Origin of the sequence: uncultured Albimonas sp. (genome assembly GCF_963977235.1) — a bacterium.
Taxonomy (GTDB): Bacteria; Pseudomonadota; Alphaproteobacteria; order Rhodobacterales; family Rhodobacteraceae; genus Albimonas.
Genome location: NZ_CAXBOD010000004.1, coordinates 91561 through 104446, shown reverse-complemented (window position 1 = coordinate 104446; position 12886 = coordinate 91561). Strand labels below are relative to the sequence as shown.

Below are 12886 nucleotides of genomic sequence, written 5' to 3'. Positions count from 1 at the left end.
ACGACGGGCTCCGCAGCGGAAGCTTGCGCCCGATGTCGCGACAAAATCAACGGCAAAAATTAAGACAAAATCAATACATTGCCCGAATCGGTGGCCCGTGGGGGGTGCTGCGGCGCACAACCCCCACGGGTTCGCGGGATCAGGCTTTCGCCGTCGCCTGCAGCCGCTCGAACAGGCGGGCCACGGCCTCGGCGCCGGGGTCGTTGTGGCCTGCGAGGCTCTCGGCCGAGAGGTAGCTCGCCCGCCCCGCGCGGGCGTGGGTGATGGCGGCGGTGGCGTCGGCCCCCTCGCGCGCCGCCTGCGCGGCCGCGGGCAGGCCGCGGGGCAGGGCCTCGAGCGCGGGGAGCATGGCGTCGACCAGGGTTCGGTCGCCGGGTCGGGCGCCGCCGACCTGCTGCACCCGCTCGAGCCCCGCGCGCAGGGCGCCCACCATGTCCTTGCCCGCGGCCGAGCCGTCGCCGGCCGCCGCAAAGAAGATCGCCAGCAGCACCCCCGAGGAGCCGCCCATGGTCTGGCTCAGCTCCAGCCCGATGGCGCGATAGAGCTGGGTCTGGTCGGCCAGCGGCAGCCGGTCCATCGCCCCCGCCAGCGCCCGCGCGGCGGTGGCCAGCGTCGAGCCGGTGTCCCCGTCCCCCGACTTGGCGTCGAGCGCGTTCAGATCCGCCTCCGCCTCCACCAGGATCGCGCAGCACCGCTCGAGCAGCGCGCGCACGGCGGGGTTGGCCGAGGGGATCGGCTGGATCGGGGCCAGCCCGTCGGGCAGGTCCAGCACCTCGACCTCGCCCACCGCGCGGCAGCCGGGCCAGGCCCAGGGGGCGGCGGGGGCCTGCAGGGCGGCCTCGTCCTCCCGCGTGGCGGGCAGCAGCGAGACCGAAAACCCCTGCATGTCGAGCGAGGTCATCAGCGGCGCCGGCCCCACCATCCAGCGCACCTGCGGCCCGAGGCGGGAGCGGACCAGCTCCTCGGCCAGCACCCCCATCTCGAGCGGCGTCGCGCCGCCGAGGTTGTTGAGCAGCGCCACCTGCGGACCGGGGCCGATATGGGGGGCGAGACGCTCGACCACCTGCTCCATCGCGTCGCGGGCCGAGGCGACGTCGACCTGCTCGATCCCCGCCTCGCCGTGGATGCCCAGGCCCAGCTCGGCCTTGCCGGGGGGGATCCGGGTCTCCTTCGGGGAGCCCGGGATGGTGCAGGTGTCGAGCGACATGCCGATCGAGACGACCCCCCCGATCACCCGCTCGGCCGCGGCCTGCACGGTCTCGAGGTCGGCGCCCTGCTCGGCGAGCGCGCCGGCGATCTTGTGCACGAAAAGCGTGCCGGCGACGCCGCGGGCCTGGGGCAGGTCGGGCAGGGCCACGTCGTCGTCCACGATCACCATGCCGACCTTGAGCCCCTGGGCGCGGGCGCGCTCGGCCGCAAGCCCGAAGTTCAGCCGGTCGCCGGTGTAGTTCTTCACGATCAAGAGGCAGCCCGGCTTGCCGGTGACCGCCAGGATCCCGGCCAGCACCGCGTCGACGGAGGGGGAGGCGAAGACCTCTCCGCACACGGCCGCGGTCAGCATCCCCTGGCCGACGAAGCCCGCGTGGCTGGGCTCGTGCCCCGAGCCGCCGCCCGAGACCAGCGCCACCCTGGAGCGATCCCAGTCGGTGCGCGCCACCACCTTGATGTGCGGATAGCCGTCGAGCCGCGCCAGCCGGCCGCCCGCGGTGCGCAGGGCGCCGTCGATGGCCTGCGTGACCAGGCGGTCCTTCGCGTTGATGAACTGGGGCATGGGGCCTCTCCCTTCAGGCGATGCGCGCGCCGGCGGCGTCGAAATACAGCGGATTGCGCGGCGCGACCGGCACGGCGTCGCCGGGCGCGAGCGCGGTGTGGGGATCGGCGAGCGTGACCAGCGCGTGCCCCTCGAGCGCAAGATGCAGGCGGGTCTGGTCGCCCAGCCGCTCCACCCGCACCACCTGCGCGGGGGGGCCGTGATCGTGGGCCACATGCTCGGGTCGCAGGCCGATGGTGGCGGCGCCGGCGGGCGCGCCGGCCCACAGGCCTGCCGGCAGGGCGTTGATCCGCGGCAGGCCGAGGCGCCCGGCGACATAGAGGCTGACCGGATCCTCGTAGATCTGCCGCGGGGTTCCGAACTGCACCAGCCGCCCATGATCCAGCACGCCCACGTGGGTCGCCATGGTCATCGCCTCGACCTGGTCATGGGTGACGTAGAGCATCGTGGCCCCCAGGCTCGCCTGGATGCGCTTGAGCTCGATGCGCAGCTCGGCCCGCAGCTTGGCGTCGAGCGAGCTCAGCGGCTCGTCCATCAGATGCGCCGCCGGGTCGCGCACCAGCGCCCGCCCGATCGAGACGCGCTGCATCTCGCCCCCCGACAGCGCGGTCGCCTTGTTGTCGAGCTTGTGGGCGATGCGCAGCACCTCGGCCACTTCGCCGATCTTGCGCGCGATCCGGTCCTCGGGCGTGCGCAGGATCGGGGAGCGGAGCGGGAAGGCCAGGTTCTCGCGCACCGTCATGTGGGGGTAGAGCGAGTATTGCTGGAACACCATCGCCACGTCGCGCTGGGCGGGCGTGTCGTGGAGGACGGATCGCCCGCCGATGCGGATGTCCCCCGCGTCCGGCCGCTCCAGCCCCGCGATCAGGCGCAGGGTGGTGGTCTTGCCGGCGCCCGTGGGGCCGAGCAGCACCACGAAGGCGCCGTCCGGCACGGTCAGGCTCACGTCGTCCAGCGCCGCGGTCTCGCCGAAGGCCTTGCCGACGCCGGTCAGTTGGATCTCAGCCATGCAGGACCCCCTCGTTGAGCGCCGAACGCAGGGCGCGGCCCGATTGCGCGTCGAACAGCGTGGTGGTGCGCCCGTCGAAGTCGAGGCCCACGGTTTCGCCCGTCCGGGCGGGCTGGTCGGCGGGAATGCGGGCCTTGATCTCGCCGTTGGGGGTGGCGAGCGTCACCACCTGCGTGGTGCCCAGATACTCGGTCGCCAGCACCTCGCCGCGGTAGGGGGCGGCGTCCGACAGGCGCACATGCTCGGGGCGCACGCCGTAGACCAGATCGCCCTCGAACGCCTCGCGCAGGGCGGGCAGGCCGGCGGGGACGTGGCCCAGCAGGGCCTCGGTCGCGCCAGGGGCCAGGGCGCCGTGGAAGCGCAGGAAATTCATCGGGGGTGAGCCGATGAACTCGGCCACGAAAAGGCTCGCCGGCTTGTCGTAGATGTCCTGGGGGACGCCGAACTGTTCGATCACGCCGTGATTCATCACCACGATCTTGTCGCCCATCTGCATCGCCTCGAGCTGGTCGTGGGTGACGTAGATCGTGGTGGCGCCCATGCGGTCGTGCAGGGCGCGCAGCTCCTCGGCCATGCGCTCGCGGAACTCGGCGTCGAGCGCGCCCAGCGGCTCGTCCATCAGGAAGCAGGCGGGGTCGCGCACGATGGCCCGCCCCAGCGCCACCCGCTGACGGTCCCCGCCCGAGAGGCCGCCGACGGGGCGGTCGAGAATGTCCTCGATCCCCAGGATCCGCGCGGCCTCCTCCACCTTCTCGCGCACCTGCGCCCGCCCCATCCCCTGCGAGACCAGCGGATAGGCGATGTTCTTGCGCACGTTCAGATGCGGGTAGAGGGCGAACATCTGGAACACGAAGGCGATGTCGCGCTGCGAGGCGGGCTTGCGGGCCACGTCCTCCCCCCCGATCAGGATCTCGCCCGAGGTCGGCAGCTCCAGCCCCGCGATCATGCGCAGCGTGGTGGTCTTGCCGCAGCCCGAGGGGCCGAGCAGCATGAAGAACTCGCCGTCCTCGACCTTGAAGGAGGAGGACTGCACGGCGGTGAATTCGCCGAACTCCTTGCGCACGTTGCGGATCACGATCTCGGCCATCAGCGGTCCTCCGGAAAATGGCTGACGACGATGAACAGGACCGTGCCGGTCAGCAGCACCAGGAACGACCAGGTGAAGGCCGCCAGCCAGAACGGCTGCATCAGCATGAACACGCCCAGCCCGATGGCGATGGAGGCGACCATCTCCCACGGGCCGCGGCGCAGGCGGGCGAGGCCTTTGAGAAACCCGGTCATTTGCGCACCGCTCCGAAGGTGATGCCGCGCAGCAGGTGCTTGCGCAGCAGGATGGTGAAGACCATGACCGGCAGCAGGAACAGGGTCGCGCCGGCGGCCACCGCGGGCCAGTCCTGGCCGCCCACGCCGATGATCGTGGGGATGAAGGGCGGGGCGGTCTGCGCGGTGCCCGAGGTCAGCAGCACCGCGAAGGCGTATTCGTTCCAACTGAAGATCAGGCAGAAGATCGCCGTCGCCGCGATGCCGGTCGCCGCCTGCGGCAGCACCACCTTCCGGAACGCCTGAAAGCGGGTGTAGCCGTCGATCAGCGCGGCCTCCTCATACTCCCGCGGGATCTCGTCGATGAAGCCCTTCAGCAGCCACACCGACAGGCTGAGGTTCACCGCCGTGTAGAGCAGGATCATGCCGAGATGCGTGTCCGACAGGCCCAGCGAGCGGAACATCAGGAAGATCGGGATCGCCACTGCGATGGGCGGCATCATCCGGGTCGAAAGGATGAAGAACAGCAGATCGTCCTTCAGCGGGATCCGGTAGCGCGAGAACGCATAGGCCGCGAGCGTCCCCAGAAACACCGACAGGAACGTCGAGCCGAAGCCGATGATCACCGAGTTCAGGAACCGCTCCCCGAACCGGCTCGGCCCCGCGATGACCATGCCCTTGTCGTGCACGATCTCCTCGTACCAGGTCTGCGGCGGGTTCTCGGCCAGGTACTCCGGCGTCTGCCGAGTCTGGGCGGTGAACAGGTTCACATAGCCCTCCAGCGACGGCTCGAAGGCGATCTTGGGCGGGTAGGCGATGGCGTCGGACGAGGTCTTGAACCCCGTCGACACGATCCAGATCAGCGGCAGCATCGTGACCAGCGCGTAGAGGATCACCAGCGTTCCGGCGACGGCCTTCTGCCGCGGCGAGGGATCGGTAATGGAAAAACTCATCGCTCCTTCACCTTGTTCAGCGCCTTCACGTAGATCGAGGCCAGCCCGAACACCGTGACGAACAGGACGATCGCGTAGGCCGAGGAATAGCCCGTGCGCCACTTCTCGAAGGCCTCGCGCTTGAGGTCGATCGAGGTCAGCGTGGTGGTGTTGCCGGGGCCCCCGCCGGTCAGCTGCACCACCAGGTCGAACATCTTGAAGTTCTCGATGCCCCGGAACAGCACGGCCAGCATCAGGAACGGCAGCACCATCGGCACGGTGATCGTCCAGAACTGCCGCCAGGGGGAGGCGCGGTCGCACTCGGCGGCCTCGTAGATGCTTTCCGGGATGGACCTCAGCCCCGCGAGACAGATCAGCATCACGAAGGGCGTCCACATCCAGGTGTCGACGATCACGATTGCCCAGGGGGCGAGCGAGACCTCGCCGATCATGGAAAAACTGGTGGCCGGCGCCCCGGTCAGGAACTCGATGGCATAATTGAACAGGCCGATCTGGGGTTGATAGAGGAAGGTCCAGAAGTTCCCCACCACCGCCGGCGAGAGCATCATCGGCAGCACGATGATCGTCGTCCACAGGTCCGAGTGGCGGAACTTGCGGTTGATCAGCCAGGCCAGCGCAAAGCCCAGCAGCACCTGGAAAAACAGCGTCCAGAACAGGAAATGCGCCGTCGCCTGCATCGTCGCCCAGACGTCGGAGTCGGTCAGGATGCGCTCGTAATTGCGCAGGCCGACGTTCTCGACCTCGGCGTTGGGGCGGTTGGCGCGGAAATTGGTGAAGCTCAGCCGGATCGTCCAGATCAGCGGGAAGATGTTCACCGCCAGCAGCAGGAAGATCGTCGGGGCCACGAAGATCCAGGCGATCGCCCGGTCCGAGAGGCCGCGGATCCGGCGGGCCGCGCCGGGCGGGGTCGCCTCGGCCACGCGACCCAGGGCCGTGTCGGTCATCGGGGGTCCTTCATCGGTTCGCCTTCGGGGGCGTCAGGTGGGGCGGACGCAGGGCGAGGGGCCTGCGTCCGCCCGGTCCGGTCCGCCCCTGTGGACGGGCGGGCCGGCGCCCGGTTCGGCCTTGCGGGGCTCAGATCTTGCCGTCGTCCTCGAAGACCTCGGTCCAGTCCTCGACCAGCGCGTCCAGCGCCTCCTGCGCGGTGCCTTGCCCCGCGACCACGTAGGCGTGCACCCGGTCCTGCATCGACAGCAGCAGCGAGGCGTAGGAGGGCTCGGCCCAGAAGTCCTTCACGATCGCCATGCTGTCGAGGAAGGTCTGCGCGTAGGGCTGCGAGGCGCCGAAACCCGGATCCTCGACGACGGCCTTCAGGGCCGAGTAGCCGCCGAGGCTCCACCACTTCTTCTGCACCTCGGGCTGGGCGAACCACTTGATATACTCGAGCGCGGCCTCCTGCTCGTCGGAGTAGCTGACCACCGAGATCCCCTGGCCGCCGAGCTGGGCGAAGTGCCCCGCGGGCCCGGCCGGGTTGGCGAAGTAGCCCGACTTGCCGCCGCCGACGTTGGGGTCGGCCTCGACGCCCGGCCAGATGAAGGCGAAGTTCATCTGCAGCGCCACCTGGCCCGACTTGTAGGCGTCGATGTCCTCGGACATGTACCAGTCCGAAGATCCCGGCGGCGTGCAGCAGTCGTAGAGCGCCTTGTAGAACTCCAGCCCCTCCACCGCGCCCGGCGAGTTCACATAGCCGTCGAGCATGTAGGGGTTCTCGGGGGAGCCGTATTCGAACCCGTAGTTGTAGAGGGCGTTGGTCACGCCCATGGTGATGCCTTCCGAGCCGCGCTCGGTATAGATCGCGGCGCCGTAGACGGTCTTGCCGTCGATCTCGCGCTCCTGGAAGAACTCGGCGATGTCCTTGAGGTCTTCGAGGGTTTCGGGCGGGGCCAGGTCGCGGCCGTATTTCTCCGAGAACTCGGCCTGCAGCTCGGGCTTTTCGAACCAGTCCTTGCGATAGGTCCAGCCAACCACGTCGCCAAACGCGGGCAGGGCCCAGTAGTTGGGCGTGCCCTTGGGCCACTCGGCATAGCCCGCCACCGTGGCGGGGATGAAGTCGGCCATGTCGATGCCGTTGGCCTCGAAGAAGTCGTTGAGCTTCACATAGTGGCCGGCCTCGGCCCCCAGCCCGATCCACTGGCTGTCGCCGATCATCAGGTCGCAGAGCTGCCCGCCGGAGTTGAGCTCGTTGAGCATCCGGTCGGCGAAGTTGGGCCAGGGCACGAACTCGAAGTTCATCGTGTGGCCGGACTCCGCCTCGAAATCCTTCGAGAGCTGGATCAGCGCGTTGGCCGGGTCCCAGGCGGCCCAGCACAGGGTCAGGTCGGCGGCGCGGGCCTGGCCGGCGCCCAGCGCGGAGGCGACGGCCACGGCCGAGGCAAGGGTGACGGGGATGGGTCTCATTATGGGGTCCTCCCTGGACGAAGGCGCGTTTTGTGGTTCGCACCTCCCTGCGCGCGGGGTGCAGGAAGAGTCGTAGTTGAGGGGCGTGCCTCACGTCCACTGTTTTGAGGCACGTTCCTCATTTCGGGAGGGGTTGGAGACGCGGCGTCATTCCGCGGGGGCGGGCGCAAGCGGTTCGACCGCAAGGCGGAATCCCCTGCCGGGGAGCGGTCGCCGGGGCAGGGAGATTTCGCTCCTCGGCGCGGGCGCGGCGCGGTCTGCGGCCCGCGCGCGACGCGAATCAGGGGAGGTTTTCGCGCAGCACGATCTCGATGCGGATCCGCTCCTGCGCCTCGAAGACCGGGGCGGCGTCGCAGGCGGCGCGCAGCACCCGCAGGGCGCTGCGCGCCAGGTGCCCGACGTCCTGCGAGATCACCGCGGCCATCTCGTTGTCCTGGAGCGCGCGGCGGGTGACGGGGGTCAGCTCGTGACCGATCACCACCAGCTCGTCCAGCCGGCCCGAGCGGCGCAGCGCCCGCAGCAGCGGCGTGTTCCCCGACCCCATCGAATAGACGCCGACCAGGCGGGGGCGGGCGCGCGCGGTCTCCAGCGCCACGCGCTCCATCCGGGCGGGGTCGTCGTAGGATTCGGCGGTCGGCAACACAGTCAGGCGCGGGAAATCCTGCGCCATCACCTGGTCGAAGCCCAACCGCCGGTCGAGAGAATCCCGCGATCGCAGGGAGTTGGTGACCACCAGCACCTCCCCCTCGGGCGGCGCGAACCGCCCCGTCAGCAGCGCCGCGGTGCGCCCGGCGGCCATGTTGTCGATGCCCACGAAGCGGTCGCGGGGGGCGTTGGGCAGGTCCGAGACCAGCGCCACCACGGCCAGCCCCTCCTCCTTCAGGCGGGCGACGGCGTCGCGGACCTGCGGGGTCTCGGGCGCCATGATCGCCACGCCGTCGAGGCGCCGCGGGTTCAGCGCGCGCAGGGCCCGGACCACGGCGTGGGGGTCCTGGGCGGGCGTGGTCACCACCTTTACCGAGGCGCGGTCGGCGACCTGGGTGGCGCAGGCCTCCAGCAGCGCGGCGCGCAGCGTCTCGACGAACTGGTTGGGCCCCTCGGGCAGCACGAAGGCCAGGCGATAGAACCGCCCGCGCGCAAGGTTGGCCGCGGCGGCGTCGCGCACATAGCCCAGCCGGGCGACCGCCTCCTGCACCCGGGCGATGGTCTTCTCGCGCACGCCGGGGCGGGCGTTGAGCACGCGGTCCACCGTGGCGAGGCTGACGCCCGCCTCCTTCGCGATGTCGTGAACCGTCGGTCTCATCGGGGCGCCTCCGCCCCGAAACCTAGTCGCCGGGCTGAGGTACGTCAATCAAGCCCGCGGGCGGCCGTGGCGCTCAGCCCTCGGGGTCCACGACCTTGCCGGGGTTCATCCGGCCCTGCGGGTCGAGGGCGCGCTTGACCAGGCGCATCACCGCGATCTCCTCGGGGCTGCGGCTGTGGGCGAGGTAGGGGCGCTTGGTCGTGCCGATGCCGTGCTCGGCCGAAATCGAGCCGCCGAACTCCCGCACCGTGTCGTAGATCGCCCGGTCGAAGCCGTCGCGCGGCTGGGCGGCGCCGCAGGCGGCCGAGCGCACGATCAGGTGCAGGTTGTTGTCCCCCAGATGCCCGTAGGCGAGATGCATCGCGTCGGGCCACTGCGCGCGGACCCGCGCGGCCGAGGTCTCGACGAACCGGTCGGTGACCCCGGCTGGCAGCCCGATGTCGTAGGAGACCAGCGGCCCGGCCTTCTGGCGCAGCTCTCCCACGATCTCACGGATCTTCCAGAACTCGGCGGCCTCGCGCTCGGTCTGGGCGATCAGGGCGTCCTCGATCAGGCCCTCCTCCATCAGCTCGCCCAGCGCGTCGGGCAGACGCGAGTCCTCGCCGGCCCCGAAGCGGGAGATCTCGACGATGGCATAGAAACGGTGGGCGGCGGCGAAGGGGCGGCGCAGCTCGAAGGTCGAGGTGATGGTGTCGAGGTATTCGTCCCACATCGCCTCGAAGCTGGTCAGGCCGGGGCCGAAGCGGGCGCGCAGCCCGGCCAGCAGCGAGAGCAGCGCGGCGTAGTCGGGCAGCGCGCACAGCGCCACGTCCAGCGCCGCGGGCCTCGGCTGCAGGCGCAGGGCGACGCGGGTGATCGCGCCCAGCGTGCCCTCGGCCCCGATGAACAGGTGCTTGATGTCGTAGCCGGTGTTGTTCTTCACCAGCCGGTTGAGCGCGTTGACCACGGTCCCGTCGGGCAGCGCGACCTCCAGCCCCAGAACCTGGTCGCGGGCGGTCCCGTAGCGGATCACCCGGTTGCCCCCGGCGTTGGTCGAGACGTTGCCCCCGATCGAGCAGGACCCGCGGGAGCCGAGATCGAGCGGGAAGAACAGCCCCGCGGCCTCGGCCGCCGCCTGCACCTCGTGCAGGGGCGTGCCGGCGCGCACGATCATGGTGGCGCCCTCGCGGTCGACCTCCTCGACGCCGGTCAGCCGCTCCATCGACAGGGCGACGCCGCCGGCGACGGGGTGGGCGCCGCGCACGAGGCCCGTCAGCCCGCCCTGGGGCACCACCGCCAGCCCGGCGCGGGCGCAGGCGGCGAGCACGGCCGAGACCTCGGCGGTCGAGCGCGGCCGGGCCAGCGCCAGCGGGCGCACCGGCGGCTGGCGGGACCAGTCCTGCAGGTTCCGCTCGGGGATGTCCGCGCCGAAGACCAGCAGGTCGGCGGGCAGGGCGCCGCCGCGGGCCTCGGCTTCGGCGGCCAGCGCCGCCCGCAGGGCCTCGGCGGCGTCGGCGGCGTCGGCGGCCTGCACGGCCTCGCTCGGCCGGTCGAGGGATCGGGTCTCGGTCATTGTGCGCCTCCCATGCGCCTCGCGCCCGGGATTCGGGTCCCGGGCATCATTGGTTGGGCCGACGATACCCGCTTGGCGAGACGATTGCGCGCCCGGCGGACGCCCCCGGGCCAGGGGAGGCCGGCGCCGGCGCGCCGTCGCCGGCGGCGTCGGACGCTGGCGCCCGCCTCGGACGCGGTTGTCTCGGGGGCGGCAGGCGGCTAGCCCTGTTGCGTTCGGTGTCCGCCGCGCCACGCGCGGGGGAATAATCGGGAACGCGGTGCAGATCCGCGACGTGCCCAGCGCTGTGAGGCGGACCGGGCGGCAACAGGCCACTGGCTCGGGCCGGGAAGGCGCCGCTTCGGGAGGATGCCAAGTCAGAAGACCGGCCGGACGACATTGACCGAGGCGCGCGGACGGCGCCGCGGCCGCTGGCTTCACGGACAGGGGACATGTCATGCAGCCGATCCAGACCCGCCCGGCCGGGCCCTTCGCGCCCGCCGAGCGCGCCGCCGTCTACCGCGCCATCCGCGAGCGTCGCGACGTGCGCGGCCAGTTCCTGCCCGATCCGGTCGACCCCGCCGCGCTGACCCGGATCCTCGAGGCCGCCCACGCCGCGCCCTCGGTCGGCCTGTCGCAGCCGTGGAACTTCATCGTGATCCGCGACCCCGGCGTGCGGGAGGCGGTGCGCGCCGCGTTCGACCGCGCCAACGCCGAGGCGCGGGAGATGTTCGGCGAGGCGCGCCGGGCGCTCTACTCCGAGCTCAAGCTGCAGGGCATCCGCGAGGCGCCGCTGAACCTCTGCGTCACCTGCGACCGGACCCGGGGCGGGCCGACCGTGCTGGGGCGCACGCATGACCTGGACACCGACCTCTATTCCACTGTCTGCGCGGTGCAGAACCTCTGGCTGGCCGCCCGGGCCGAAGGGATCGGGGTCGGCTGGGTCAGCATCTTCCGCGAGGGGGACCTGCGCGAAATCCTGGATCTGCCGGCGGAGGTCACGCCGGTGGCCTATCTGTGCCTTGGCCATGTGCGCGAGCTCTTCGACGGGCCGGAGCTTCAGGCCCGCGGCTGGGCGGCCCGGCGACCGCTCGCGGAGATGGTCTTCGCCGATCGCTGGCAGGGGCGGAGCGCGACCCCGCCTGCGCCCTCGGCGCCTGCCGCCGGCGAGGCCGACCCGATAGGCGGCCGCGGCGCCTGAGGGCCCCCGGCCCGGGGCGCCCGCGCGGCCACCGCGCCCGGCAGGCGCGGCGGCTCTGGATCAGGCGGCGGGCGGGACCACGCAGCCCTCGGCGGTCAGCGTCTCGATTTCGTCGTCCGAGAAGCCGGCCGCGCGCAGGGTGGCGAGCGTGTCGGCGCCCGCCGCCGCGGCGGGGGCGCGGATCGTGCCGGGGCTGGCCGAGAGGCGGGCGATGAACCCCGCGACCGGCAGCGCCGGCCCGTCCGGTTTCGGATGGTGGTCCTGGAACACGCCCGACCCGCGCACGCCCGGATCGTTGATCGCCTGGATCGGACTGAAGGCCGGGCCGGAGGGGATGCGCGCCTGCGCCAGCGCGTCCATCGCCTCCTGCATGGTCAGGGGGCCGGCCCACTCGCCCAGGATCGCCGAGAGCTCGGCGCCGGCCTCGCCGCGTTTCTCGTCGGTGTCGAAGCGCGGATCCTGCGCCAGTTCCGGCCGGCCGATGGCCTCCGCCAGCCGGGCGAACATCGCCGGTCCCACGACCTGCACGACCACCGCGCCGTCCTTCGTGGGCGCCAGCTCGGCGGGGCCGGCGTAGGGGCTGCGGCCCTCGCCCGGGGCGCGTTCGACGCCGGTGGAGGCCTCCAGCAGCACCGCGTTCATGAAGGTCAGCGCCGTCTGCAGCAGCGAGGCCTGCACCTCCTGCCCCTCGCCGGTCTGCTGTCGGTGCATGATCGCGGCCATGATCCCCAGCGCCGTGCCCAGCCCGGTGCCGAAGTCGACATAGTTGCACGAGGTGCGCACCGGCTGGCCGGGCCAGCCGCTCATGTAGGTCGCGCCGCTCATCGCCTGGCCGATCAGGTCGAAGCCGTTGCGCCCCGAGAGCGGCCCCTGCGGCCCGTAGGCCGAGACGTTGGCCGAGATGATCGCCGGGTTGGCCTGTTTCAACGAGGCGTAGTCGAGCCCCAGCCTGGGCAGCGCCGCGGGGGGCATGTTGGTCAGCGTCACGTCGGCGCTGGCGACCAGGCGGTTGAGCACCTCGCGCCCGCGCGGGCTGCGAAGGTCCATGGTCAGGGACTTCTTGTTGCGGTTCAGCGCCATGAACTGGGCGCCGTCGTCGAACCCCTCGACCTTCAGCAGGAAGCGGTCGTCGGCGCCGCCGGGCGGCTCGATCCGGATCACCTCCGCGCCGAGGTCGCCGAGGATCGAGGCGCAGTAGGGCCCCGCGATGTAGCGGCTGAAATCCAGAACCCGGATGCCCTGCAGCACCCCCGGCGCGGCGGCCGCGGCGGCGGCCTCGCGGTTGAAGCCGTCGGTCATGCGCGGCCCTCCCATGATGCGCGGCCGATCTGGAACGCCGGCCGTCGTTGGCAACTTTTTTAACGGCCGTTCGGCAAGTTTGAAATGATTCCCGCCGGCTCCGGCCCCGCCTCTCCGCGGACGACGGGCGGCTCGGTTCCGGGTCGAACCGATCCCCCGGCG

At 71.5% G+C, this 12886-nt stretch carries 11 protein-coding genes and 1 riboswitch; of the genes, 1 reads left to right on the top strand and 10 read right to left on the bottom strand.

The features are described 5' to 3' along the window. Nucleotides 1-139: 139 nt before the first annotated feature. The 9 genes from AAC134_RS05135 to AAC134_RS05095 form a co-directional block, all read right to left on the bottom strand. A complete protein-coding gene (locus tag AAC134_RS05135; RefSeq protein WP_339947986.1) occupies nucleotides 140-1771 on the bottom strand; it encodes a dihydroxyacetone kinase subunit DhaK in 1632 nt (543 codons plus the stop codon). 13 nt (nucleotides 1772-1784) lie between these two features. After that, a complete protein-coding gene (locus AAC134_RS05130; RefSeq protein ID WP_339947985.1) occupies nucleotides 1785-2780 on the bottom strand; it encodes an ABC transporter ATP-binding protein in 996 nt (331 codons plus the stop codon). Beyond that, nucleotides 2773-3867, bottom strand: coding sequence for an ABC transporter ATP-binding protein (locus AAC134_RS05125; RefSeq protein WP_339947984.1), 1095 nt, complete (start codon nucleotides 3865-3867; stop codon nucleotides 2773-2775). The genes AAC134_RS05130 and AAC134_RS05125 overlap by 8 nt, the downstream gene beginning before the upstream one ends. Further along, nucleotides 3867-4061, bottom strand: a complete 195-nt coding sequence (locus tag AAC134_RS05120) for a hypothetical protein (protein ID WP_339947983.1) — start codon at nucleotides 4059-4061, stop codon at nucleotides 3867-3869. Before AAC134_RS05120 ends, AAC134_RS05125 begins: the two co-directional genes overlap by 1 nt. Next, nucleotides 4058-4993, bottom strand: a complete 936-nt coding sequence (locus AAC134_RS05115) for a carbohydrate ABC transporter permease (protein ID WP_339947982.1) — start codon at nucleotides 4991-4993, stop codon at nucleotides 4058-4060. The genes AAC134_RS05120 and AAC134_RS05115 overlap by 4 nt, the downstream gene beginning before the upstream one ends. Further along, nucleotides 4990-5937, bottom strand: a complete 948-nt coding sequence (locus AAC134_RS05110) for a sugar ABC transporter permease (protein WP_339947981.1) — start codon at nucleotides 5935-5937, stop codon at nucleotides 4990-4992. Before AAC134_RS05110 ends, AAC134_RS05115 begins: the two co-directional genes overlap by 4 nt. 130 nt (nucleotides 5938-6067) lie before the next feature. Continuing rightward, nucleotides 6068-7390 carry an ABC transporter substrate-binding protein gene (locus AAC134_RS05105; protein WP_339947980.1) on the bottom strand — a complete coding sequence of 441 codons (1323 nt, stop codon included), beginning with the start codon at nucleotides 7388-7390 and terminating at the stop codon, nucleotides 6068-6070. A gap of 280 nt (nucleotides 7391-7670) precedes the next feature. Beyond that, nucleotides 7671-8693, bottom strand: a complete 1023-nt coding sequence (locus AAC134_RS05100) for a LacI family DNA-binding transcriptional regulator (RefSeq protein ID WP_339947979.1) — start codon at nucleotides 8691-8693, stop codon at nucleotides 7671-7673. A 73-nt stretch (nucleotides 8694-8766) separates the two neighbouring features. After that, nucleotides 8767-10245, bottom strand: a complete 1479-nt coding sequence (locus AAC134_RS05095; protein WP_339947978.1) for an FAD-binding oxidoreductase — start codon at nucleotides 10243-10245, stop codon at nucleotides 8767-8769. A 199-nt stretch (nucleotides 10246-10444) separates the two neighbouring features. Continuing rightward, nucleotides 10445-10633: riboswitch (cobalamin riboswitch) on the top strand. Between the two features lie 48 nt (nucleotides 10634-10681). Here AAC134_RS05095 and bluB point away from each other — a divergent pair. After that, a complete protein-coding gene (gene bluB, locus AAC134_RS05090) occupies nucleotides 10682-11425 on the top strand; it encodes a 5,6-dimethylbenzimidazole synthase (RefSeq protein WP_339947977.1) in 744 nt (247 codons plus the stop codon). Between the two features lie 60 nt (nucleotides 11426-11485). On the opposite strand, the gene AAC134_RS05085 is transcribed toward bluB, so the two are convergent. After that, on the bottom strand, nucleotides 11486-12724 hold the full coding sequence (locus AAC134_RS05085; protein ID WP_339947976.1) for a CoA transferase: 1239 nt from the start codon (nucleotides 12722-12724) through the stop codon (nucleotides 11486-11488). Nucleotides 12725-12886: the final 162 nt, after the last annotated feature.

Bases quoted from the DNA above. Each gene is read 5' to 3' on its own strand.
- AAC134_RS05095 (WP_339947978.1), bottom strand. From the start codon at position 10,245: ATGACCGAGACCCGATCCCTCGACCGGCCGAGCGAGGCCGTGCAGGCC.
- AAC134_RS05125 (WP_339947984.1), bottom strand. From the start codon at position 3,867: ATGGCCGAGATCGTGATCCGCAACGTGCGCAAGGAGTTCGGCGAATTC.
- AAC134_RS05115 (WP_339947982.1), bottom strand. From the start codon at position 4,993: ATGAGTTTTTCCATTACCGATCCCTCGCCGCGGCAGAAGGCCGTCGCC.
- AAC134_RS05085 (WP_339947976.1), bottom strand. From the start codon at position 12,724: ATGACCGACGGCTTCAACCGCGAGGCCGCCGCCGCGGCCGCCGCGCCG.
- AAC134_RS05130 (WP_339947985.1), bottom strand. From the start codon at position 2,780: ATGGCTGAGATCCAACTGACCGGCGTCGGCAAGGCCTTCGGCGAGACC.
- AAC134_RS05110 (WP_339947981.1), bottom strand. From the start codon at position 5,937: ATGACCGACACGGCCCTGGGTCGCGTGGCCGAGGCGACCCCGCCCGGC.
- AAC134_RS05120 (WP_339947983.1), bottom strand. From the start codon at position 4,061: ATGACCGGGTTTCTCAAAGGCCTCGCCCGCCTGCGCCGCGGCCCGTGG.
- AAC134_RS05135 (WP_339947986.1), bottom strand. From the start codon at position 1,771: ATGCCCCAGTTCATCAACGCGAAGGACCGCCTGGTCACGCAGGCCATC.
- bluB (WP_339947977.1), top strand. From the start codon at position 10,682: ATGCAGCCGATCCAGACCCGCCCGGCCGGGCCCTTCGCGCCCGCCGAG.
- AAC134_RS05105 (WP_339947980.1), bottom strand. From the start codon at position 7,390: ATGAGACCCATCCCCGTCACCCTTGCCTCGGCCGTGGCCGTCGCCTCC.
- AAC134_RS05100 (WP_339947979.1), bottom strand. From the start codon at position 8,693: ATGAGACCGACGGTTCACGACATCGCGAAGGAGGCGGGCGTCAGCCTC.